A 23,711-nucleotide genomic window follows, 5' to 3' on the forward strand; every position below is an offset into this window, starting at 1 on the left:
GAATCCCCGTGGCGCATGCGCACGAGAACCTGCCGATATTGATGCATCTCGATTCTCCGTCGGCCCATCGCAGCCTCCCTTGGGGGATCACGCCCCACAAGTTAAGCCTGCAATGAGCATCACGATCGAGATGCTCGGTTCCTTCCCTGGCTCCTATATGCCGGAAACGAAGTGGCTCCTTTATGCCGAAAACGCCCCGGTTCCTTTATGCCGGAAGCTCGATGGCTCCTATATGGCGGAAGATGACATCGGCCTGTACGCCATGCTTCCCGAAGCTCTCGCCTGTATCTCGACCGTGCTTTATAGCCGCCACTCGGACCGCTATCTCGAGCGCCGATGGCACTTCGTGATGGCCGCGCTGGTTGCCGCTACGGCCCTGAGCGCAGCGTCACTGTTCTCGACGAGCGTTGCCGGCACGCTTACGATGTTCGCTATTGCCCGTGCCGCAATCGTTTCCTCCTTGCCCGTGTTCTGGGCAATGTCGACCGCGCTACTCTCAGAACGTTCGAGCGTTGCCGGCATTGCCGTCATCTCGAGCCTCTCGAATCTGTCGGGGATGACGGCTCCCTATATGTTCGGTGCGATCCGCTCCGCGACCGGCAGTCTTTCGCTCGGGCTTTGCATCATCTCGGGTCTCATCGTGCTGGCGGCAATCTGCGTGATCGCCCGCGTGCCTCGCTCGACTGCCAGGCACGCGTTGGCCGCCGATCCGTCTGCCAGAAGCGCCTGACTCAAGCGATCAAGGGCGATCCGGAGAAAAAATGCCGAAAATAGCCGGTTCGTCCTCCGGCCCCGCGCCTCAGATCTTTATTTTGTAGACGACTACTGATACGAAACTAGGGGACACGACGACACCAGCCGCCAGAACCGCCAGAGAACCTCCCATGCACGGTTGGTGTCCCTGAAAATACCCTTTGTCGAGGCTGACCTCGGTGAGGTTGGCAGGCTAGCGGCTCAGCGATCGCAATGCGGAGTCCGCGTACTTCACCGTTTCAGCAATGGCCTGTTCGGCCTCCGCCGCGCTTGCTGTCCAAACGCCGTGTTCCAGACACGCCTCTCTCCAACACCGCCTTCCCTTTGAACTTTTTTCAGGAAGTCGGTTTGTAACAGATGTCTTTAGATAAGTATTCTTATCACAAGGCGTCTGTTTACCTATCAAACTATGCGAATTCAAAAATCGCCGGAGGCGGTCCCGCGGTCCGCCCTCCGCTGATCCCGCCGGCTCGCCCGATGCCGGTGAACCCGCAATCCTCAACGCCAGCGAGATTCAAGCGCAGCGCCTGCGCTTCGCGTCAGTCCAGGCGTTTGCATCTGTCAATTCTCCACGTTCGCCCCAGTCACTTGCGACGGCGTTAGCGCCGATATAAGGAATGGCGGTTCACGAGGGCGTAGAATACGCCAATCATTCAACGCATCCGGATCCGGGCGCGTCGCCACGAATACCCTGAAAATCCAGGCTCTGGGTGCGTCGTTGGTTGGCGAACTGGCCCAAGCGGCAGCCGGGCGAACAAACAAAGGCGTTATCAGCCTGACGGCAAGAAAGAACGAAGCGCTCCATCGGCTTCGTACAAGGGTGTTCTCCATGCAGCCAGGCATCGGGATATGGGCGTCCTGCCTGGGCGGCTCGTCAGGCTTGGGAAGCGTGCGTAGTGCTGCATCAACTGATTAGTGAACGAAAGAAACATGCAGACCGTTGCGGTACTCGACTTCGAAACAACCGGGCATTCGCCGAATCTGGGCGACCGCGCTACCGAGATTGCCGTCATCCTCCTGCGTGACGGCCAGATTGTTGATCGTTACCAGAGCTTGATGAACGCAGGACGGCGCATCCCGTCCGATGTCGTTGCGCTCACCGGCATCACGAACGACATGATCGCATCGGCGCCTCCTGTATCGAAAGTCATGAGGGAATCTGCAGCGTTTGTGGGAAACCATCCCGTCGTTGCCCACAACGCCGGTTTCGACAAGCGGTTTTGGCAGGCAGAACTGGGGCTTCTTGGCGTGCCAGCGGAGCATTCATTTGCCTGCACGATGCTCGTCGCCAGGCGGATCTACCCAGGCGCCCAGAGTCACCGCCTGTCTAGTTTGGCGGAGATGCTTCGGCTACCGAAATCGGGTCGTGCTCACCGGGCGATGGTTGACGCTGAGGTCGCCAGCCATCTGTGGTGCCGGTTGCAGCACGACATCGCTCAAACTTACGGGCTCAAGCGAATCGATCACGCCCTCATGGCTCGATTGCAGAAGACCAGCAAGGCGAAGGTTGCGACATTTCTGGGTTCGCAGTCTAACGACTGAGCCCACAGCGCCGGACAATCTGGACGGCCCCCTCTATCCGTGGGGGGCGGACATTCGTCACTTGAATGCCTGCTCGTGCGTAGCGCGGTCATACGCCAGCGCTTGCTTTCCAGAACGGGCTGCGCGTCCGCCGAACAGACCCAGAAGCGGTGCGACGCGCTACGTCCCCCCTCCTGGTGACTTGTGCCAAGTCCTGGACCGTGGTCCCGTGGAAAGACTCGTGGAACAGGATCAGGTACCACCAGCGGCAACCAGTTTGACTCGCTCCGACTCCTCTCGTTGACTACACTTGTTACCAGTGCCGACGATGTGATGAGGTCGTCATGGTTGCCCCACTGACCGCCATATGTCCGAACTGCCAAACCATTAATCCGCTTCCCGCCTGCAACAATTGCGGCGGCACGGCGTTCCGCTTCGGCCCGTTGGCAAACGGGGCCGAGGGATGGATTTGTGTTCAATGCAACCTGGGCCACAGCCACTACAACTGCATTAGTTGCGACAGGCTGATCCCGGCTTCCAGCTTTACGAACGCTGGCCGTGAAACGGCGCGCGGGATCCTGGAAGGCATAACCGCTTACCAAGGCGGCCCCATCAAATCGAGCGGCGGCAGCAACTGCTTTATCGCGACCGAGTTGTACGGACGTGAATCAAGCGAGGTACGCACGTTACGACAGTTTCGAGACCGCTTCCTCATACCTCGGCCAATCGGAAGATTGTTTGTCGCCGCGTACTACCGAACGTCACCGAGCATCGTGCTTGCGATTCGCAGATCGACGGCGCTCCGTTACATATTCCATATAGTAGTGTCTGCAATCGTTCATATCGCCCGCCGACTTTAGACGATCCGCTGCCACATGTTGGGGGCTGTTTCTGCGGCTATACTTCGGACCTCCCTTCCTCACACTTTCACGGCATGAAGCGCGTCTCCGTTCGGCAGTCTCCCATCCACGGAAAGGGCGTCTTTGCCCTGCGGGCACTTTGCGCCGGCGAGCGCATCTTTGAATACAAGGGGCTCGTCACCACCTGGCGGGAAGCGACCCGCACCTATGCGCGCCGCGCCGACGCCGGGCATACTTTCCTCTTCGGGTTGTCGGACGGGCGCGTCATAGATGGCGGCCGCGGCGGAAACGGCGCAAGGTGGCTCAACCATGCTTGCAAGGCGAACTGCGAGGCAATCGAGCAATCAGGCCGCGTCTACATCAACGCGCTCAAGGACATCCGGCCCGGCGAGGAACTGTTCGTCGGCTACGCGCTTGAGATCCCTGCGAAAGCACGCGAATCAGCCAGCGACTACACCTGTCGCTGCGGCGCCAGACGTTGCCGCGGGACCATGCTTGCACCGATCTAGGTAGGTAGGCTCCGCTGAAGCTTCCCCATCACCGGAGCACGTGGCGACTGGGGGAGCCAGTGCATCACGGCGCGCAAGCCTCGGCACATCAGGCACTACGAATCCCGTCCAACGTGCCGCTGAACTGCCGGTGACCAATAAGCGCCTCTCAGGCACGCCAGCGCCTGGACATTTAATAAGACGCTGTCCCCGATCAGCGAGCGTGCGTACGAGATACATGACCGCGTCGGCCAGACCCCAGGCGAGATTGCACCCGAGCGCGGCTAGGAACATCTTGTACCCCGCGTCTACGCCCGGGTTGACTGCCTTGACGGCGCCGACAAACGTCAGGGCCATGAACAGGCCAAAACACAATTCGCAAACGCGGTCAACGGTATTGAGAATCGGCTCTCGCCGTTGGTGTTCGGCGGGTCTGGCCGGCGTGGTCGTGCTCATATAGCCTCCACTCAGGCTTACAGTGGGACGTTTGCATACTATTGAAACAGGTCGGCCGACGCCAGGAGTGCCCGTCGCCGGGAATACAGCTCCGCCGAAGCCAGTGCGCCGGCCTTGACTTCGCCCCCCTGACGAGCACCATCCCGTTGGGCAACAGCGTGGCCGTGTGACTGTCACGCAGCGCAGCCCTCCCCCGTCACGACTTCGGGGCGTGATACCAGGCATGCTACGTTCTGACTGCCCTGGACGAGAGACAGCTTTCCGATCCGGCGGGGTCGGTTGCCGCCGATCTCTTCGTCACGTTTCCGGCCAACCGGACGGTGAACTCCTCTCCGTGAGAGAAGCCTGGGGCCGTAGTAGCTCAGGGGATTCTCATCCGGGGGGAAGCTGCTGGCAATCCGTTTCGAACCAATGGGCGACGAGGCGCTGCGCCGCGTGGAGATCGTCCGGGTAGTTCGGGTCGTCATTCCAGGGAGACGGGTCGTAGCCCGCTTTCCTCAAGGCGGCAATCTCGCTTTGACGTTGCGCCTTCGTCCCGGGTGGGTCGCTCTTTAGCGCGGCAAGGTCGCGGCACTCTGTTGGGCTTAGATGTGGTCCACTTTGCTGCACGCCGCCAGCGGCACATCCGGTCAGCAGGAGTGCCAACGCAGTAAGCGTCGAGCAGTTTCTCAGAAGGTTTTCCATCGTGCATCTCCACGCATCTAACGTCGCAACGCAAGCGGTCCGGTGCCACCTCTCGAGCCTAACTCCAGGTATTCATTTTCTCCCGGCCGTCGGCATCACATTTGGGCCGCGTGTACGCCCTCGACTTCCAACTTCTCCGAGCGCACCGACGAGAGGGTTGCCATAGTCGGGCGCTTCCAGATCTGTGTGCACCGATTGTACGAGGAACGGCCCCGCCGCGGCTTTGTTGTGCTTTATTGGCGAGCAATGCGAGGAAATACTCCGAACATGCTCTCAATTGACGATCACCGCTGGATCAACTGTCTCTCCGACGTCCACAGCTCCGGCAACGGGTTGCGCGTGCGTGCCTTCTTGCGTGACGTGGTGGGACCAGCATTCAGATCATTGGATGCTGACGTGGAGAAATGGGCGAATGCGGACGACGGCGGTGCCGAGTTCGCTCACGCCGATTCGCAAGACCTCGTTCGGGCGACCACGGAAGCATTTTGCCTTTCGATGCATTCCCTCTTCGAACGCCAGCTTCGCCGATGGTTGAGCGGCTGTGTCGGTTCGCTCGGTTTGACGCAGGAGCGATTGAACACGGCCCGCAAGGGCAACCTCGGGCGGCTCGACAGGCTGCTGCACGAGGTGCGCGGCGTCCCGCTGAGCGCCTTCTACAGCTTCACCTGAGACGGCTGGAACTGCTGGCGAACGCCTGCCGGCACGGCGACGGGGACTCCGCTGACCGACTGTTCAAACGACACCCGGACCTGTGGCCTGCCTGGGCCGCGGTGCCCATACCTTTTCCAACCGACGTCGAGCCGGTGGCACCGCTTGTTCCGCCTTCGTTCGACAGCATCGTCGTGCCACGAAGATGGCTGGACCAGTTCGCGGACGCAATCGCCTGGTTCTGGGTCGACACCGAATACATCTACCTCAACAGCCTACCGCCCCACGACGGGATACGGAAGCGGATGGTAGAGCTAAAGCAACAACGCGTGGCACGACGGCAGCAGTGAATCGCGGCGTGCTCGCGTGCTCAAGGGTGCGGGCCATGTTCACGGGGCGGAACTGTCATTCAAGTCGATGGCGATGCCGACTCGTGGCACGCCCGCTCTTCGTGGTGGACGCCTCGACATCGCGACGGTTCGTCGCCCACTTGCCGGCCTGGATTCTCCGCATCGTCCATGCCGTCGGGCGAAGCCACGAGATACCATCGAGAATAGGTAAACCAGATAGGTCACGGCTCCAACCGGGTGAGCGTAGTGTGCGAAGCCGCACATACGGATTCGATGGCTTGCCAGTCAATCGGACGATCACTATTGGGTAGGGCCATCGAGTGACTGTATGGAATGACCGTTCCACTCAAATACCCGCCCTCGCAACACCGACTGCACGACCAGCAGCTCGGGGTCGACCAGAGACTTTCTAATACCTACAGTGTGTCTCATCCGGTGACTGACTTAAGGCAAAATAAACGTGCAAGTCACGCGCGACCGTTGTGCATCGCACCGCTTGCGTTGCGCCAATCAGACGCGTGGAGATGTGCTATGGAAAACATCCCGGGAAACCGCCACTGCCAGCAGTTTCAATCGGGGTGAGAAACTATGGCGCCCCTTCCCCGTCTTTGCAACACCGATCTTTGATAGTGTGGGCGATTCCACGTACGTGAAATGATTCATGCTTTCGCTAGTTTGACGTCCGGGTAAGTGGGCACGTCCAGTGTCGTTCTGTTAGTCCACAAAACCGGCCTGACTGTGGAGATTGCAGCGATCAACGACGCACTCAGGCATGTGCCAGACGCGTCCGGCGCCCATACCGGATAGAAAGACGCAGCAGCTTCTATCCGACCTTTACTTCATTCTCCAACACCCGATTTTTCTCGAAAGCCGCGATGCTTTCGACCGTGGTCTCGCAGATGGTCGTTAATGCCTCACGCGTGAGATATGCCTGGTGCCCGGTGACGATCACATTGGGAAACGACACGAGGCGCTGAAACACGTCGTCGGTGATGATTTCGCTGGAAAGATCGCGGAAAAACAGATCCGCCTCCTGTTCGTAGACGTCGATCCCAAGGCCACCGAGCTGGCCTGTCTTCAGGGCTTCTATGGCGGCTTCCGTATCGATCAGGCCGCCCCGGCTCGTATTGATTAGTATCGCTCCCCGCTTTGCCCGCTTGAGCGCTTCCGAATTGATGATGTGATGGGTCGCCGGCGTGAGTGGGCAATGTAGCGAAATGACGTCGGCTCTTTCGCCGATCTCGCCCGTCTTCGCATAGGCGAGGCCAAGCGCCTCGAATTGCGCAGAGGGCGACGGATCGAACCCAATTACCTTGCAGCCGAAGCCGAGCATGATCTGCGCGAACACGCAGCCGATCTTGCCCGTTCCGACCACGGCAACTGTCTTGCCGCAAAGGTCGAAGCCGGTCAAACCATCGAGCGAGAAATTCGAGTCGCGCGTGCGGTTATATGCGCGGTGAACCTTGCGGTTGATTGCGAGCAATAACGCAACCGCGTGTTCCGCCACTGAGTTCGGCGAGTAGTTGACGACGCGCACCGCCTTCATGCCGAGCCTCGCTGCAGCTTCCAGGTCGACGTTGTTGAAGCCTGTGCAGCGCAACGCGAGCAGGCGTGTGCCGCCCTTGTGCAGCGCCTCCAGCACTTGCGCGTTGGCCCTGTCGTTGACGAAGATGCACACGGCGCCGTAGCCGGCGGCAAGACCGACACTGTCCAAATCGAGGGAGACGTCGTAGTAATGCAGCTCATGTCCCGCGGCCTTGTTGGCCTTGTCGAGATACTGGCGCTCATAACGTGTGGAGCTGAAGACCGCCACTTTCATGATGTACTCCTCCTGAATCTGCAATCCGGAATCGGTTCGCGCTGGACGCCGGCAGGCCTAGCTGGCGGCGATCGCTATGGCTATCTGCACGAACAGTACCTTTACGATAGTCATCGACGGAAAGATCATCGCGTACATGATGTCGGGCTGATCCGTCGGCGCAATGCGGTTCGCGAAGGCGAGAATCGCCGGGTTGCCGGTTGCTCCGCAGATCACGCCGACTGACGTATCGAAAGGCAGCCTGAAAACCCACAGGCAGCACACAGCCGTGGTACCGACCAGCACGAGCAGCGTGACCGCGCCATAGAGCAGCAGCAGGGGACCGGCGGTGCCAACTGTCGCGATAAACTTCGGTCCGCATGAAATGCCGACTTGGGCCAGGAAAATCGTCAGCCCGAGATTGCGCAGCACGAGATTCGCGGAAAGCGGCATCACCCAGACGAACGGCCCGCTGCGGCGTGCCTTGCCGAGACACAGCGCCACCAGCAGCAACGCCGCGAGCCCCAGGCTGAAGGCGCCGAGTCCGGGCACGCGCAGCGGAATCGCACCGACCAGCAACCCCGCCGCCGCGCCAATGCCGAGGCAGATGAAACTGAGATCGGCAGTCGTCTTGATCGAATCGCCAAAGAATGCGCGGACGCTCGCCTGATGGGCGCGATTGACCAGCAGGCCCACGCGGTCACCCGCCTCGAGAATCAGGTCCGGCGTCGACAGCAGGTCGGCGTCGCCGCGCCGCACGTGCGCGATCGAGCAGTTCACACCATCGGGAAAGCGCAGATTGCCGAGCGCCATACCGACGACCGACGGGTTCGAAGCGAACACGCGCATATAGTCGAGGTCTTCCCGATGACTCGCGATGCGCCCGGGTTGCAGCTCGCCGCACAGCGCCGTGGCCTCGTCGAGCAGGATGCGGTCGGTGGCGGTTGCGAGCAGGACGTCGTCTGCGCGTAGTGTGAAGTCTTCAGTAGGTAGCTGATTGTGATGCGCGCGCCGTACGGCAGCGATCGCCACGCCCGCAGGCAGGCGAGTGGAGAGATCAGCTAGTCTCAGACCGAACAGACTCGAATTGCGCAGCGCGATTTCCGCAGTCTCCAGCAGCCTCGCTGGAGGCTTGTTTATCTTGACTTTCAGCGCAACGTTTAAGGCGTAGATAAAAAGAATCGGCCCGGCTACGCCAAACGGATAGGCGACGCTGTAGGCCACGGCGGCGTCATTGCTCTTCATCGAGGCGATTGCAACCTGCAGGCTCGCCGTGCTGGTCCCGCTGCCCGCGAACATCCCGAGCGAATCGGCGAGCGTGATGCCGAACCGAATGAACGCGCACGCCACGAGACCCGAGGCGATCACACCGAGACACGCGGCCGCATTGGCTTTCATGCCCTCCCGGCTGGTCAGCCCGCGGAAGAACTGCGCGCCGTACTGAATGCCGATGCCATACAGAAACAGCAGCAGGCCAAGCGTGCCCAGCAATGCCGGCGGAGCGGATTTCGGCGCGAGCGCGCCGATCGCCAGTCCGACGAACAATACGGCCCCAGAGCCCAGAGCGACGCGCTTGATGTTGATTTCACCGACCAGGTAACCGACCGCAATGGTCAGAAAAAGCGCGAACAGCGGCTGACTGTCGAGGAACGTTCTGACTGCATTCATGCCGCTCCCTCCAGATAGATAAGGCAACGCGACAATACGTGGATGTTGAAGGCGCGCTCGCGCCCACATCCCGTCGCGACGATGTACATTCACCCCGATTCGAGCACGACGACACTGCGCGCTTCCACGCGGCAGGCGTTGCGTTCAACGCGCGCAAGCTCAATCTCAGGAACGATGTCTGCCGGTGGCGCCGCGGCCGTATCGACGACACGCCGCCAGTGCCCCTCGTCGAGCGCGGGGATCGCTGCGTCACGCGCCTCCGCGTACATGTTGAAGATCACGTGCAACATCGGCTCGCCGGGCGCGAGCCGCGCGAGCGTAAACGCGACAAGGCGCGCATCCGGGTCGCACCATGCGGGCGCGTCGAGCTGTTCACCGTGCCACGCCACGTCGGCGTGCGTCTGCCCGGGGGCGGCCAGGCCCGTGAGAAAGCGGCGGCCACGCAGGCTCGGGTGACGCTTGCGCAGCGCGATCAGCTCGCGCACGAAACGCAGCATCTCGCGCGCATCGGCGGTAAAATTCCAGTCCAGCCATGAAATCGCGTTGTCCTGGCAGTACGCGTTGTTGTTGCCGAGCTGGGTGCGCAGGACTTCGTCGCCTGCGAGCAGCATCGGTACGCCTCGGCTCAGGAAGAGGATCGCGATGAAGTTGCGCGTCTGGCGCAGGCGCAGGCGGGTGATTGCTTGATTGTCGGTCTGGCCTTCGATGCCGCAATTCCATGACAGATTGTCGTTGCTGCCGTCGCGGTTGTCCTCGCCGTTCGCTTCGTTATGCTTTGCGTTATAGCTGACGAGATCGCTCAACGTAAAGCCATCATGGCAGGTGACGAAGTTGATGCTGTTCGCGGGCAGCCGGCCACCGGCCTGGTAGAGATCCGCGCTGCCCGCCACGCAGGTGCACACCTCGCCGATGACGCCCGGATCGCCTCGCACGTAGCGGCGGACCACATCGCGATAGCGCCCGTTCCATTCCGCCCATGCCATGCCCGGAAAAGCGCCGACCTGATAGAGGCCGCCGGCGTCCCACGCTTCGGCGATCAACGGCACGCGAGCCAGCACCGACGAAGCCTCCATGGCCCACGGCAACGGCGGCGTGGGCAGCAACTGGCCACCCTCGCCGCGTGCGAATACGCTCGCGAGGTCAAAGCGAAAGCCGTCGACGCCAAGCTCGCGCACCCAGTATTCGAGGCAACGCACGATGAACGCGGTCACGAGCGGGTGGTTGCAGTTGACCGTGTTGCCGCAGCCCGTGAAGTCGAGGTAATGCTGTGGGTGATTCCGATCGACCTGATAGAAGGCGTCGTTGCCGAACACCTTGAAGTGGATCACCGGCCCGTTCTTGCCCGCTTCGGAGGTGTGATTGAACACGACGTCGAGCAGCACGCGAATGCCGGCCGCGTGCAGTGCATCGACGCACTCGCGAAATTCTTGCGGCGCACGCGCCGGCTCGACGCAATAGCGCGGGTGCGCGCTATAGAAGCCATACGTGCTGTAGCCCCAGTAGTTGCGCAGGCCGCGCGCGGCGGCGTAGCCGGGCAGGTCCTGTTCGTCGAAAGCCATCACCGGCAGGAGTTCGACATGCGTGACGCCGAGCGACTTCAGATAAGGGATTTTCTCGACCAGACCCGCGAACGTGCCGGGATGGCTCACACCGCTCGACGGATGCCTGGTGAAACCGCCAACGTGCAACTCGTAGATGACGGCATCGTCGAGCGCGTGGATTGCGAGGTCGTCTGCGCGACGTTGCAGCGGCTCCGTGACGATGCCTCTGAGCGACGAAGACTCCACAGCCTGTTCCTGCCCCGCGTTCGAACGGGAATAAAATCGGTCGCTCACGGCGCGCGCCTGCGGGTCGAGCAGTTCTTTACGACTCGCGGCTTCGTCGCTCATCTGTGGCACGCCGAGCGGACCATACGCACGCCACGTGTAGCAGCAGCGCAGCGGCAGATCTTCGACCAACACATGCCAGTAGAAATACGTGTGGTTCGCGCCCGTGAGCGCGATGACCTGAAACGGCTCGACGCTTTCCTCCGGCACGTAGAGCAGCAGTTCGATGCGCGTCGCCCGCCGGCAGAACACGCAGAAGTTGACGCCGCCCGGCACGACCGTCGCACCGGCGGGAAAGCGCGATCCGGGCTGGGTCCGATAGCCGTTCGGAAGAGGCGCTTCAGCGCTGATCAAGATCGATCCTCACGGGACGCGTATTCCAGACGTGCTCGCAATACTCTCTGATTGCGCGGTCCGACGAGAACTTGCCCGAGTGCGCGGTGTTCATGATCGACATCCGCGTCCATTGCGACGTATCTCGCCAGGCGTCGCTTACGCGCTCCTGGCATGCGACATAAGCCGCGAAATCGGCGAGTACGAGAAACGGGTCGTGGTGGATCAGGTTATCGAGAAGAGGCCGGAACATCGCCTTGTCGCCACGCGAAAAACGCCCTTGCGCGATCTGATCGAGCGCATCGCACAGGTCGTCGTTGCCTTGCGCATACTCCGAAGGACGATATTCTCTCCGTTTGATCTCTTCCACCTGCTGCGCGGTGAGGCCGAACAAAAAAAAGTTTTCCACCCCCACTTCCTCGCGAATCTCGACGTTCGCGCCGTCCAGCGTGCCAATCGTCAGCGCACCATTGATCATAAACTTCATGTTGCCGGTGCCCGATGCTTCCTTGCCTGCCGTCGAGATCTGCTCGGAGAGATCCGCGGCCGGATAAATCCAGTGCCCGTTCTTCACGTTGAAGTCCGGATAGAACACGACCTTGATCCGGTCTTTGAGCGCCGCATCGTTGTTCACGACCTCCGCGATGCCGTTGATCAGACGGATGATCAGCTTCGCCATCGCGTAACCCGGCGCGGCCTTTCCACCGAAGATGAAGCAGCGCGGCACGGTATCAAGATTCGGGTTCCGGCACAGCCGGCTATAAAGACTGATGATATAAAGCGCATTCAGATGCTGACGCTTGTATTCGTGGATGCGTTTCACCTGAATGTCGAACAGCGCGTCCGGATCGACCTCTGTGCCTGTCGTGTTCCTGATGCGTAAGGCTAGCGCGATCTTGTTCTCGCGACGGATTGCGCGCCACGCGTCGTGGAAAGCCGGGTCATCGGCATGCGCAGCGAGCGCCGCGAGCCCGGCAAGGTCTTGCGTCCAGCCGTCACCGATCGTTTGCTTGAGAAGACGTGCGAGCCCGGGATTGCTCAGCATCAGAAAGCGGCGCGGCGTGACACCATTGGTCACATTAAGGAAACGCTCGGGAAACATTTCGGCGAAGTCGTGCAGCACGGTCCGCTTGAGCAGGTCCGAATGCAGCGCAGCCACGCCGTTGACCGAATGACTGCCGATAGTTGCGAGATGGGCCATGCGCACTTTCCTGTCGCCGGTTTCGTCGATCAGCGACATGCGTCCGACTCGCGCTTCGTCGCCAGGATAGCGACGGCGTACCTCGTCGACAAAGCGGCGATTGATTTCGTAGATGATCTCTAGCGGTCGCGGCAACAAGCTTTGGAAGAGTGGCAAGCCCCAGGTTTCCAGCGCCTCCGGCATCAGCGTGTGATTCGTATAGGCCAGTGTGCGCCGGGTGATGTCCCACGCCGCATCCCATGAAAGCAGGCGCTCGTCGATGAGCAGGCGCATCAGCTCCGCGACCGCGATCGATGGGTGCGTGTCGTTGAGTTGCACGGCAAAGAAATCCGCGAAGTGATCGATCGACGTGCCCTTGACATCCAGCAGGCGCAGCATATCCTGCAGCGAGCAGGAGACAAAGAAATACTGTTGCGCGAGACGCAGGCGCTTGCCGGCCTCGGGTTCATCATTTGGATACAGCACTTTCGAAAGCGTTTCGGATACGATCTTTTCCGCGACCGCATCGTAGTACTCGCCCGCGTTGAAGTCCTGAAAGTCGAATGACTCGACGGCTTCGCTCTTCCACAGACGCAGCATGTTGCAGGTGTCGACGCGATAGCCCTGCATCGGCATGTCGCACGCGACGCCTTTCACCTGGCGTGCCGGAATCCAGCGCACGCGCAAACGACCTTCGGTGTCCGTTGCGCTCTCGGTGTGTCCGCCGAACGATACGTAATAGTTGACGTCGTGGCGCACGATCTCCCACGGGTTGCCTTTCTGCAGCCACTTGTCCGTGCATTCCACTTGCCAGCCGTCGCGAATCTCCTGATCAAAGATTCCGAACTCATAGCGGATGCCGTAACCGATCGCGGGGATTTCAAGTGTCGCCAGGGAGTCCAGGTAGCACGCGGCGAGGCGTCCCAGACCACCGTTGCCGAGCCCCGGCTCTTCTTCGAGCGCGAGCAGAACGTCGAGGTGCTGACCCAGCTCGCGCATCGCTTCGCGCGCTTCCGCCTCCATATCGAGGTTGAGCAGGCTGTTGCCCAGTTGTGGGCCGATGAGGAATTCGGCCGACAGGTAGCACGCGACCTTCACGTCTTTCGCCGCGTACATATTCATGGAAGCTGCCCAGCGAGCGAGCATGCGGCCTTGCACGCTGTAGGCAAGCGCCATGTACCAGTCCTGCGTCGTTGCCACGTCAGGGTAACGAGCCTGTCGGCAGATGAGATTTCTCAGCACGTCATGATGAAACGCAGGAACGGTTGCGTCGCTTACGACGGCTCTGTGGTTCGCGACTGAAGCGGTTGCAGGAACGTCGCTCATACCTGTCCTCCTGTCACGGGCTGGCATAGCCCTGTCGCTTCAATCCGGCCACATCCATTCGGATATTTCGGTGCGATCCGTGCCATGCTCGTGCGCGTAATTCAAGTTCAGGATGATTGCATTCCGCATGTCTTCCCTGAGGTGCGCTGACCTGCCCTGCAGGCGCGGTACCCGGTCAAGCACGTCGAGCACGAGGTTGAACCGGTCCACCTTGTTGAGGATGGCGAGTTCGAGTGGCGTGTTGATGTTTCCCTTCTCGGTGTAGCCGCGAACGTGCAGATTCTCGTGATTGCGGAAGCGGTACGCGAGCTTGTGAATCAGCCACGGGTAGCCGTGAAAATTGAAGATCACCGGCTTGTTGACAGTAAAGAGGCTGTCGAACTCACGCTCTGTCGAGCCGTGCGGGTGCTCGCTCACCGGCTGCATCCTGAACAGATCCACCACGTTCACAAAGCGCAATTTCAGCTCAGGTAGCCTTTCGCGCAGAATGGCGGTGGCCGCGAGCGCCTCCTGGGTGGCGACGTCACCGCACGAAGCCATCACCGCGTCCGGTTCCATGTCCTCATCGTTGCTCGCGCGCCGCCAGACACCCATACCCTTCGCACAATGCACGACCGCTTCGTCGATCGTGGTGAACTGCAGGTGTTTTTGCTTGTCCGCCACGATCACGTTGATGCAGTCGGTCGAGCGCAAACACTCGTTCGCGACGACGAGGAGCGTATTGGCGTCGGGCGGCAAATAGACCCGCGTGACGGAGGGACTCTTGTTGGTGACGAGATCGATGAAACCAGGGTCCTGGTGCGAAAAGCCGTTATGGTCCTGACGCCATACCGTGGATGAAAGCAGGATGTTCTGCGAGGCCACCGACGCGCGCCAGGGCACATGGTTCTTGCACACGTCTAGCCACTTCGCGTGCTGGTTGAACATCGAGTCCACCACGTGCGCGAACGCTTCGTAGGTGTGAAAGAAGCCATGCCGCCCCGACAGCAAATAGCCTTCGAGCCAGCCCATGAGCGTGTGCTCGGAGAGCATCTCCATCACGCGACCATCGCGCGCAAGCTCGCCGCCGTCCTCGTCCTCCGGCAGCATGTCGGCCATCCAGACCTTCTTGCTGACCTCGTAGATCGACTGCAAACGGTTCGACGCCGTCTCGTCCGGGCCGAATACCCGGAAGGTGCGCATGTTGCAACGCATCGTGTCGCGCAGGAACTGGCCGAGCGGCTGGGTATTCTCGCGCAACACTGCGCCGGCGCGTGCGACTTCGACCGCATACTTGCGGAAGTCGGGCAGCTTCAATTCGCGGCGTAACAGGCCACCGTTCGCATGCGGATTCGCGCTCATGCGGCGGCGTCCTTGGGGCGCCAGCGCACGCAATTCGGGCACCAGGCGGCCGCTTTCGTCGAACAGCTGGTCGGGCTCGTAGCTGCGCATCCAGCTTTCCAGCAATGCCAGGTTCGCCGGGTTGCCGCTCACGTCGGAGAACGGCACCTGATGCGAGCGCCACGAGCCCTCGACCTTGTGTCCGTTGATCTCCTTCGGCCCGGTCCAGCCCTTCGGGGTGCGCAAGACGATCATCGGCCAGAGGGGCCGCTCGGATAAACCACTTGCGCGCGCCCTTTCGTGAATCGTGCGAATCTCGGCGACGACTGTATCGAGCGTGCCGGCCATCTTTTGATGCATCTCCAATGGATCCGATCCCTCAACGAAATACGGCGTATATCCGTAGCCCTCGAACAATGATTTCAGTTCCCGGTGACTGATGCGCGCGAGGATTGTCGGATTGGCGATCTTGTAGCCGTTCAGGTTCAGGATCGGTAGAACGGTCCCATCGCGCACCGGATTAATGAACTTGTTCGAATGCCAGGCGGTGGCGAGCGGACCGGTCTCGGCCTCGCCATCTCCGACGACGCAGGCCACGATAAGATCGGGATTGTCGAGTGCGGCGCCATAGGCGTGCGCCAGGCTGTAACCGAGTTCGCCGCCTTCATGAATTGAACCCGGCGTCTCGGGCGTCACATGTGAGCCGATGTGACCCGGAAACGAGAACTGCTTGAAGAACTTCTGCATGCCCTCGGCGTCTTCGCTCTTGTCCGGGTACACCTCAGAATAGGCGCCTTCCAGATACGCGGGACCGAGTACGCCTGGCGCGCCGTGTCCCGGGCCGGCCATGAAGATCACGTCTACATCATCGCGCGTGATCACCCGGTTCAGATGCGCCCAGACAAACGACAGCGCCGGGCTCGCGCCCCAGTGCCCGAGCAGACGGTGTTTGACATGCTCAACCTTGAGGGGCTCGCGCAGTAGCGGGTTGTCCCGGAGATAAATCATGCCGACCGAGAGGTAATTGCACGCACGCCACCAGGCGTCGATGCGTTCAAGTTCGTCACGAGACAGCGTAGCGACGTTAGCGTCCGAAGCGGCATGTGCGCTCATTCTGGCGTCTCCTGTCCAGGCAGCCTCGGCTCGGGTTCGACGCTGAAGCGTCGGGCTCGCTGCGACGGCTCTGTCTGGTACTGCCGGGTCGCATCGCCCTTGTGAAGCAGTTCTTTGTATGCGATTTTGCAAGAAAGCCCGAGACGTCGGTTCGACGACATCACCGCAAGCTGGCGAACGGGATCGTCGGGTCCACGCCACGCCTTGACTGTGTAATTCTGTAGCCTAGCCACGGCTGGGGCACTTGCCTATCGGACCTTGGTCCGATCCCCTCGCCAGAACAGTGGGCCGGGAAAAAAGCACTTGAGACCACCCTCGTCGCCGCGACTGCGCTACAGGTTGAATGCAAACAGGTCACTGGATTGATCGAGTGGTTTGGGATACGGGAGCGGACCTCGTCGGCGTTCCGTTCAAGCTTTACCCTAGCTACCGTCCTGCCATCCGCCGGCCAGAATCGCTGGCAGACGGGTACGATAACGTCCGCAATGGAGGACAACGCAGGGAGGGCTGCCATGAGGGCGAAAACACAGGCCAGCAAAACGCAGGGCGGACGCCCCGTGAGCCGCACCCGACAGCCATAAAAAGATTGGACCCACCTCTGGATGGTTCCATTCGTATGTTAGGGTGAAGCAACCAGTCCAGCCCAGTTGCGCCGCTCGCAGCCTCTTCGCTGAATCAGGGGGCAGCCTTGGTGTCTATTGCATGCTGTGCAGCGCGAACGCCTGCCGTCAAGGCGTCATCCTCTGAGCCGAAGACGTGGTTACCTTCTGCAACAAGCCGGACGGGCATGCCAATTGGTCTTCTCGGATCCACCGTGCAGACACTCACTACTGCGACGTATCCAGAGGCGGGCCCATACGTAAACTCCCTCGTCACTGCCCGCACGCACTCAAGCTGCACGGTGATCTCATACCCTTTGTACAGGTGCTTTTTCTCCATCGCCTTACTCCTGGCCAAGGTGTGCCAAGAATCCCAGCGCTTTCGTTAGCCAGCGACTCTCGACATCGCTCCTCTCATGCATTTATCACGCGGTCAGCGCCTAGCCGATTATCCATACGTATGCGCGGAAAATTGCTAAACACCGGTCTTCGCACATCATGTCAGACGACCTGCTTTGGTCTACCCCAAAGTATGAGTGCAGGGGCGCGATCCTGCTTCGGTGGGAGCACACCACTGCAATTCTTCCCAAGGGAAATTGGAACGTTGACCTTCCTTTTCTTCGGCCCCTCTCCCGTGAGCCACCGCCGGTTTGTGGCCAAGCCGGTTCGCCGCCAACTGGGTTCCAAGGCACACCAATTCCGCTAGCGAACGTATCTGCATCTTGTCCATGAAGCGCACACGATGAATCCTGGTAGATTTCTCGGATATTCCCAGTTTGTCCACAGTTCGTTTGTTTGCCATTCCGGTCACAACCAGCGCCATGACCTCGCGCTCGCGTGGGGTGATCCTCCCGGAAACCAGCCGCGCGCGGTACAACTGATATTGCTCGGCCCGAGCCGCTCGTTTGGCCGCCGACCTGCCAATCCCTCCCGATAGTGACGACGGCGGTTGTACAACCGGGAGCTGCCGTTCGCGGGCTGACACAGGGACTGGCGGAGACGTAGAACAAAATAAAACTGTCACAGTTCCGGAAGTGAATGTGTCACTTCGCGGCTGAGCGAGCCTACCGCTTGAGATGCACCTACCGCCTCCGCTGCTTTCTCACTTGTAATGCCAGTCGCGATCTGTTGCCAAAACCGACGCTCGACCTCATGTCCAAGCGATGGCGCTCCCGGCGAGTACATCGCTCCTCGCCCTGTCAACCGATACACCTGCTTTGCACTTCGTCCCATGCAACACCTCCTCGATCAAAGGTGTTGCGACGACCGGTTGAATCCGCCCTGGCTACCCCTGTCCGAATGCAGAATTAGTCCCGGCGCTGGCCGACGTTGCTGCAGCGCCATGGTCAACGCCGACATGACCAGCCCAGCCGGCATGGTTGGTGCCATTGACCAGCCGACCACCCTGCGCGAGTACAGGTCCAGCACGACCGCCAGATAGAGCCAGCCTTGCGCCGTGCGAAGTGGAGTAAGAAACCGGGCGTAGTCGAGCTATTTCCCGGCCTCGCCTCCCCGAACCGGACTTGCACCTCTCAGCGCATCCGGCTCTCCATTCAAGCGTTGCTCATAGCAAAGGCGACATCGGCATAGCGCGACTCGATGGTACTGCGGGTCTCATCGCGCAAGATGTACGGATTTTCCGGCGGAGAACGCCACCTGAATTGACCCTTGCGACTGGTAACAAGCCGCCGAAGCGCCACCGCCCCATACCACCCTCGACTGTTCTGGCCGTGTAGCTCTCACTTTGCCCTGCTTCCTCATGCGCGACATAGAGGCTGGTGAGGATCGGTATCAGGATCGTGGTGCACGTGACCGCGATCGACACGATAACAAAGCGAAGACGGCGCATGGAGTCAGCCTCTGTGCGAGCCTGCACGGGCCCTTGCCGGGACGAGTTCGATTGCCCACGTCGCCGGGTCAGCGACTGTGCCTGAGATCATGGATCGGAGTCGTTCGTGCCACCACTACCCAGATACCCAGGGATCCGACGCGACATCACCAGGCGTATCGAATCCCAACATCACCCCAGACTCCCTTGCGGCTTCCCGTCTCCGCACTGTTGACCGAGAACTGGTAGCCGAACTGCCCGTACAGGCTCATGCGTGTATCAAGCTGCGCGGTGAAGCCAGCGGCCACGTCCATGCGCGTGGCCTGCTGCGACAGCGGCACCTGATCGCCCCCGGAATACGTGGTCGTGGCCTGTGCGCCCCAGTCTCGCCAGAGATTGGCGCGCACATACGGCTGCCACACCTGGCCATTCGCGCGCTCGATGGTCCATTGCCCGCGCACGCCCAGCCGCCCGCTCACGCCTGAGGTGGAAGCCGGATCGACCGGGCCGAGCCCGTCATTGGCCTCGTTCAGCCCGACATGCTGCCAGATGATCTGCGCCTGCGGCTCCAGCATGAATGCGGGTCCGAACGGCAGCGCGAACGGGTAACCCGCTTCGAGCGAGGTGAGTATCCCGGAGCCCGAAACCGGCAGCCGCGCGTTCTGCGTCGTCGCATTGCCGTCGTAGTACGTGCCCTGCAGCACCGCATCGACGTACCAGCCGCCGGGACCGTAGTGCGTCCAGTAGGCGCCGCCGGAATACGCATTGAGGTTCAGCGTGCCGGTGCTGGAAGGCACGTATGCGGTTGCGGCCGCATTGGTGACGAGACCGTTCACGTCCACATCGCTGTTGCCGTACGCGAAGTAGACGCCGGTGGCGTCATGATGGCCTGGCAGGAAGCTGCCGCGCCAGACATCCACGCCTGCCTGGAAGCCGAGCAGGTGACCGCTGGCGGTCGCATTGGTAAAGGTCTGGTAGCGGTTGTCGATCTGCTGGCCGAACAGGCGCGCCCAGCCGGAACGGGTCCAGCCTGCGCTGCCGGCGCCACCCTGCGCGTCGGTCAGCGTGTCGCCGATGCGTTCATGCAGCGTGCCGAGTGTGGTGAGGCCCAGCTGCCGCGCGATGGGCTGCACCACCGAGTAGGTCGCGGTCTCCGGACCGAGAATCGGATACTTCGCCGGTGGCAGCTGGCTCGGAGGCGGATTGACCGGCAGTGAGCCGCCCGGTGCGATTCCGTCTGGTTCAGACGGGAGTGGCGCCCCCGTCGTTGGCGGCACGATGAAGTCGGAGCGCAGGAACCAGTCCTGGGGAGCGCTGCTGTCGACACTGCCCCTGAACAGGCGGTAGTCGAGATTCCCGGCGCGCAACTCCCGATTGAGCACGAATGCGCCAGGCGCTGTGGTGCCGCCATTGACGGCCTGAACCAGGCGGATACCGTTGTTCAGGGTTTCCACACCGCTGGTGCCGGTGGGATGAACAACTACTGCGCTCGTCCCGCTCGTGGTCCCGCCGTCGAGTACAAGCCGGCTCGACGGCGAGCCATCCGTGCCCAGGAACGTGTTGAAAACCACCTGCCCCTGCGGGTCGCTGTAGTTGCCGCGGATCGTCAGTGCCCCGTAACCGGTATCTCCCGCGAGCGGGTTGCCGGGCCAGACCACGCCCTGGTTCACCACATTGCCGATCACCGTACCGGAACCAGCCAGGGTTCCTGCTGACGCGACCGTCACGGGAGAACTGATCGAGCCGTTGACGGTCAGCGTGCCGGCCTGCACGGTCGTCGGGCCGCTGTAGGTGCTGTTGGCGGTCAGCACGGTCGTGCCGGCGCCGATCTGCACCAGGGCGCCGGTTCCGGAGACCACGCCGCCGAAGGTGAGCGTGTCGCTACGGTCGAACGCGAGCGTGCCGTCGTTGGCGACGTTGCCCACGATGCTGCCGCTGGTGCCGCCGTTGCCCAGCTGCAGCGTGCCCTCGCTGATCGTCGTGCCGCCGGTGTACGTGTTGGCGTTCGCCAGCAACATCGTGCCGCTATCGGTCTTGGTCAGCGCGCCCACACCGCTGATGACGCCGCTCATGGTGAACGTGCCGGCAGGCGCGATATCGAACGTGCCGCCACCGGCGTTGAGCGTCGTACTGCGCGCCGAGGTGAAGCCCGAACCGGTGACTGCCAGCGTGCCGCCATCGAAGCTCAGGTTGCCCGCTGCCGCACCGAGATTGTTGTCGGCGGACACCTGCAGCGTGCCGCCGTTGATTGCCGTGCCGCCCGTGTACGTGTTCGCGCCGGTAAGCACCAGCGTGCCGAGATCGGTCTTCTGCAGCTGCGTGCTGCCCTGCAGTATCGCGTCAATGGTCGCGGTATAGGCCGCCCCGTCGGACGCGCCATCGCCGACCCGGATGGTCGTGACACCCGATCCCGCCGTGGTTTCAACCAGTCTCAGCGGCCCGCCATTGATCACATAGCCGTTGGACGCGAACTGCAGGCCCGAGGCCGTGACCTGGCCCGCGCTGTTGTCCACCGTCACCGTGCCCGGCGCAGGGTAGAAGATCGCAAAGGCCCCGTTCGTCCACGGCGCGTTGAGCGTGCCGACTGCGTTGGTCCAGTTGTCGTTGCCGACAGGGGCCTGCCAGGTCCCGCTGCCACCGTCGATAGTGCCGCTGTTGCGGTTTCCCGTGCCGTCCCAGTAGGTCACGGTCACACCGGTCGTGTTGACCAGGTTCACCTGGCCGGGAACCGAGAGCTGCACCAACGCGGTGGTCCCCGCTGGCAGAGTGCCCAGCGTCAGACCGTTGTTGGTCAGCGCACCGCCATACGTGAAAACCTGGTAGACGCCCGGCCCGAACGTGGTGCCCGGTGACTGGGCGACGTTGAGCGCGCCATCCAGCGTGAGGTTGCCCTTCACCACGGTCAGGTCATTGAGCGGGACGCCCGGCACAGTGGACTGGCCAAAGCTGTAGTCGAGGGTCGAGCTGCTGGTAAGACCAAGGTTGCCATTGATGGTCAGGGTCCCGATGCCCCCCGCGGCGGCGCCAGGTGCCAGAGTGCCGCCGTTCACGCTGACGCTTCCGCCAATGATGCCGGTGCCACCCAGCGTCGCGCCGCTCGCCACCGTGGTGGCGCCCGTGGCGGCCGTCTGGTCGCCGTTGATGTACAGGGACCCGCCATTGACAGTTGTGCCGCCCGTGTAGCTGTTGGTGCCGGTCAGAACCAGTGTGCCAGAGCCCAGCGCATTGAGCACGCCCGGAGCGCTACCGTCCGAGATGCCTCCGGTCAGGGTCTGGGTGGTTCCCTGCGGCGGCATGAAATTCGGATCACCGGCCAGGGTGATGTTGTTTCCAACCGTATAGTTGTTCCCGCCCAGCCATGACAGGGTGGTGCCAGCAGCCATTGCCATCGTGCCAGTACCCAGCGCCGAATTGTTGCCGGCGACGATCGTGCCGGTGTTGAGAGCGGTTCCGCCGCTGTAGGTATTGGCTCCCGTCAGGATCGCGGTACCGGTGCCTGACTGCTGCACCGCGCCGCTGCCACTGATGACCCCGCCAAAGTTGATGGTGTCGCTGCGGTCAAACACAAAGGTCCTGTTGTCCGTAACGTTTCCAACGATGCTCCCCGTGGTTCCGCCACTGCCGAGCTGGAGCCTGCCGGCGGAAATCGTGGTGCCACCCGTATAGGTGTTGGCGCCGGTCAGAACGGTGGTGCCACTGCCGGTCTGGCTGACCCCGCCGCTTCCGGAGATCACACCGGACAAGATCAGCGCGCCGCTGGTGTCGAAGGCCAGGGTGCCGTTGTCGGTGACGCCACCGACAATGCTGCCGCTCGTGCCACGACTGCCCAGCTGCAACGTGCCGGCCGAGATTGTCGTGCCGCCGGTGTAAGTATTGGCGCCAGTGAGAATTGTGGTGCCGGGACCGATCTGGCTGACGGATCCGGTGCCGGAGGCAACGCCGGCGTAGGTCGTTGTCGTGCCTGTCGCCGGGTTGAATGCCAGCGTGGCATTGTCGTTGACGTTGCCAGTAATCGAGCCGTTGGTGGTGCCGTCGCCCAGCTGCAGCATGCCCGCCGAAATCGTTGTGCCGCCCGTGTAGGTGTTGGTACCGGTGAGGATCGTCGTACCGGGGCCGATCTGACTAACCGTTCCACTACCGGAAATCACTCCGCTGTAGGTCGTCGTCGAGCCTGTCGCCGGATTGAACGCCAGCGCAGCATTGTCATTGACGTTGCCGGTAATCGATCCATTGGTAATGCCATCGCCCAGCTGTAGCGTGCCCGCCGAAATCGTCCAGGGTGTCGTTGTCGAGGTTGATCCGGTCAGCGTCCAGGTGCTGGAGCCCGTCTTCTGGTACAGGCCAAAGCCCTGATACTGCGCAGGCGGACCGATCAGCGCCATGTTGAAGGTTGCGTTGATCGAGCCACCCAGAATGAGGGTATCGGCCGACGAGAATGCCACCACGTTGCCGGTGATGATCGAACCAGCATCGATCTCAAGCGAGTTGGTGCCGCCAGTGAAAGTGATGGCGCTGGCTTGGGTTGTGCCATTTCCTGCCAGACCACCCGTGATGGAGCCGCTGTTCGTGATGGCGAGGTTCGCGCCGGTGATGCCAACGCCGCCGGACCCGAAGCCATCGTTACTACTGCCGCCATTCGTGCCGCCATTACCGCCGGTGGTTGACCCGTTGTTGATGATCGTCAGCCCGTTGCCAGCAATGCCAGCGCCGCCCGTCGGCGTATCCGACTGGCAGCAGTTGGCGCCGCCGAAGCCGTTGTTCCCGCCGTAGCCACCGCTGATGCTGCCGTTGCTGGTGTTGATGATCGTGTTGCCGACGGATGTCGAGTCGATGCCGTATCCGCCGTCACCGCCCCCGCCGGCGACCGAAGCAGAGTTGCCGCCATTGCCACCGGCCCCTCCGGCAATCCTTCCGCTGTTGGTGTAAGTGATGCCGGACGCATTGAGCACCACGCCGTACC

13 protein-coding genes and 3 pseudogenes are annotated in these 23,711 nt (G+C 61.7%); 5 read left to right on the plus strand and 11 right to left on the minus strand.

Going from position 1 to position 23,711, the window contains the following annotated elements; genetic code table 11:
- Positions 1-112 precede the first annotated feature (112 nt).
- From M3I56_RS37315 to M3I56_RS37325, 4 genes are all read left to right on the plus strand, one after another.
- Positions 113-730 (plus strand): hypothetical protein, encoded by a 618-nt coding sequence (locus tag M3I56_RS37315; protein ID WP_254358235.1) that lies wholly within the window; start codon positions 113-115, stop codon positions 728-730.
- 953 nt (positions 731-1,683) lie between these two features.
- Positions 1,684-2,295, plus strand: a complete 612-nt coding sequence (locus tag M3I56_RS37320; protein ID WP_254358236.1) for a PolC-type DNA polymerase III — start codon at positions 1,684-1,686, stop codon at positions 2,293-2,295.
- A gap of 323 nt (positions 2,296-2,618) precedes the next feature.
- Entirely contained in the window at positions 2,619-3,134 is a 516-nt protein-coding gene (locus M3I56_RS41800; protein WP_375541865.1) for a CFI-box-CTERM domain-containing protein, read from the plus strand.
- Between the two features lie 74 nt (positions 3,135-3,208).
- Complete coding sequence (locus tag M3I56_RS37325; protein ID WP_254358237.1) at positions 3,209-3,643, plus strand: SET domain-containing protein; 435 nt, start codon at positions 3,209-3,211, stop codon at positions 3,641-3,643.
- Positions 3,644-3,820: 177 nt separating this feature from the next.
- On the opposite strand, the pseudogene M3I56_RS37330 reads toward M3I56_RS37325, so the two are convergent.
- Together M3I56_RS37330 and M3I56_RS37335 are read right to left on the minus strand one after the other, a co-directional pair.
- Positions 3,821-4,078: pseudogene (locus M3I56_RS37330) on the minus strand (hypothetical protein); the annotation flags it as partial.
- A 372-nt stretch (positions 4,079-4,450) separates the two neighbouring features.
- On the minus strand, positions 4,451-4,762 hold the full coding sequence (locus M3I56_RS37335; protein WP_133190431.1) for a DUF4148 domain-containing protein: 312 nt from the start codon (positions 4,760-4,762) through the stop codon (positions 4,451-4,453).
- A gap of 267 nt (positions 4,763-5,029) precedes the next feature.
- Here M3I56_RS37335 and M3I56_RS37340 point away from each other — a divergent pair, with 267 nt between their 5' ends.
- The gene (locus tag M3I56_RS37340; protein ID WP_254358238.1) at positions 5,030-5,431 is read left to right on the plus strand and encodes a hypothetical protein; all 402 of its coding nucleotides are present in this window, start codon (positions 5,030-5,032) and stop codon (positions 5,429-5,431) included.
- A 1,152-nt stretch (positions 5,432-6,583) separates the two neighbouring features.
- Here M3I56_RS37340 and M3I56_RS37345 read toward each other — a convergent pair.
- The 9 genes and pseudogenes from M3I56_RS37345 to M3I56_RS37380 form a co-directional block, all read right to left on the minus strand.
- The gene (locus M3I56_RS37345) at positions 6,584-7,579 is read right to left on the minus strand and encodes a 2-hydroxyacid dehydrogenase (protein ID WP_133190435.1); all 996 of its coding nucleotides are present in this window, start codon (positions 7,577-7,579) and stop codon (positions 6,584-6,586) included.
- A gap of 57 nt (positions 7,580-7,636) precedes the next feature.
- Positions 7,637-9,226, minus strand: coding sequence for an aspartate:alanine exchanger family transporter (locus M3I56_RS37350; protein WP_254358239.1), 1,590 nt, complete (start codon positions 9,224-9,226; stop codon positions 7,637-7,639).
- A gap of 89 nt (positions 9,227-9,315) precedes the next feature.
- Positions 9,316-11,409 carry a glycogen debranching protein GlgX gene (glgX, locus tag M3I56_RS37355; protein WP_375541867.1) on the minus strand — a complete coding sequence of 698 codons (2,094 nt, stop codon included), beginning with the start codon at positions 11,407-11,409 and terminating at the stop codon, positions 9,316-9,318.
- Positions 11,393-13,891: a glycogen/starch/alpha-glucan phosphorylase gene (locus tag M3I56_RS37360; protein WP_254358241.1), complete on the minus strand. Its 2,499-nt coding sequence runs from the start codon at positions 13,889-13,891 to the stop codon at positions 11,393-11,395. The genes glgX and M3I56_RS37360 overlap by 17 nt, the downstream gene beginning before the upstream one ends.
- Before the next feature lie 39 nt (positions 13,892-13,930).
- The gene (locus M3I56_RS37365; RefSeq protein WP_254358242.1) at positions 13,931-16,324 is read right to left on the minus strand and encodes a phosphoketolase; all 2,394 of its coding nucleotides are present in this window, start codon (positions 16,322-16,324) and stop codon (positions 13,931-13,933) included.
- 1,119 nt (positions 16,325-17,443) lie between these two features.
- The gene (locus tag M3I56_RS41805) at positions 17,444-17,947 is read right to left on the minus strand and encodes a LuxR C-terminal-related transcriptional regulator (protein WP_375541866.1); all 504 of its coding nucleotides are present in this window, start codon (positions 17,945-17,947) and stop codon (positions 17,444-17,446) included.
- A 35-nt stretch (positions 17,948-17,982) separates the two neighbouring features.
- A pseudogene (locus M3I56_RS37370) lies at positions 17,983-18,135 on the minus strand (IS30 family transposase); the annotation flags it as partial.
- Between the two features lie 69 nt (positions 18,136-18,204).
- Positions 18,205-18,381: pseudogene (locus M3I56_RS37375) on the minus strand (DDE-type integrase/transposase/recombinase); the annotation flags it as partial.
- Between the two features lie 537 nt (positions 18,382-18,918).
- Positions 18,919-23,700 (minus strand): autotransporter-associated beta strand repeat-containing protein, encoded by a 4,782-nt coding sequence (locus M3I56_RS37380; RefSeq protein WP_254358243.1) that lies wholly within the window; start codon positions 23,698-23,700, stop codon positions 18,919-18,921.
- Between the last annotated feature and the right edge of the window lie 11 nt (positions 23,701-23,711).

Source organism: Paraburkholderia sp. CNPSo 3281 (assembly GCF_024206515.1).
In the GTDB taxonomy this organism is placed as follows: domain Bacteria; phylum Pseudomonadota; class Gammaproteobacteria; order Burkholderiales; family Burkholderiaceae; genus Paraburkholderia; species Paraburkholderia nodosa.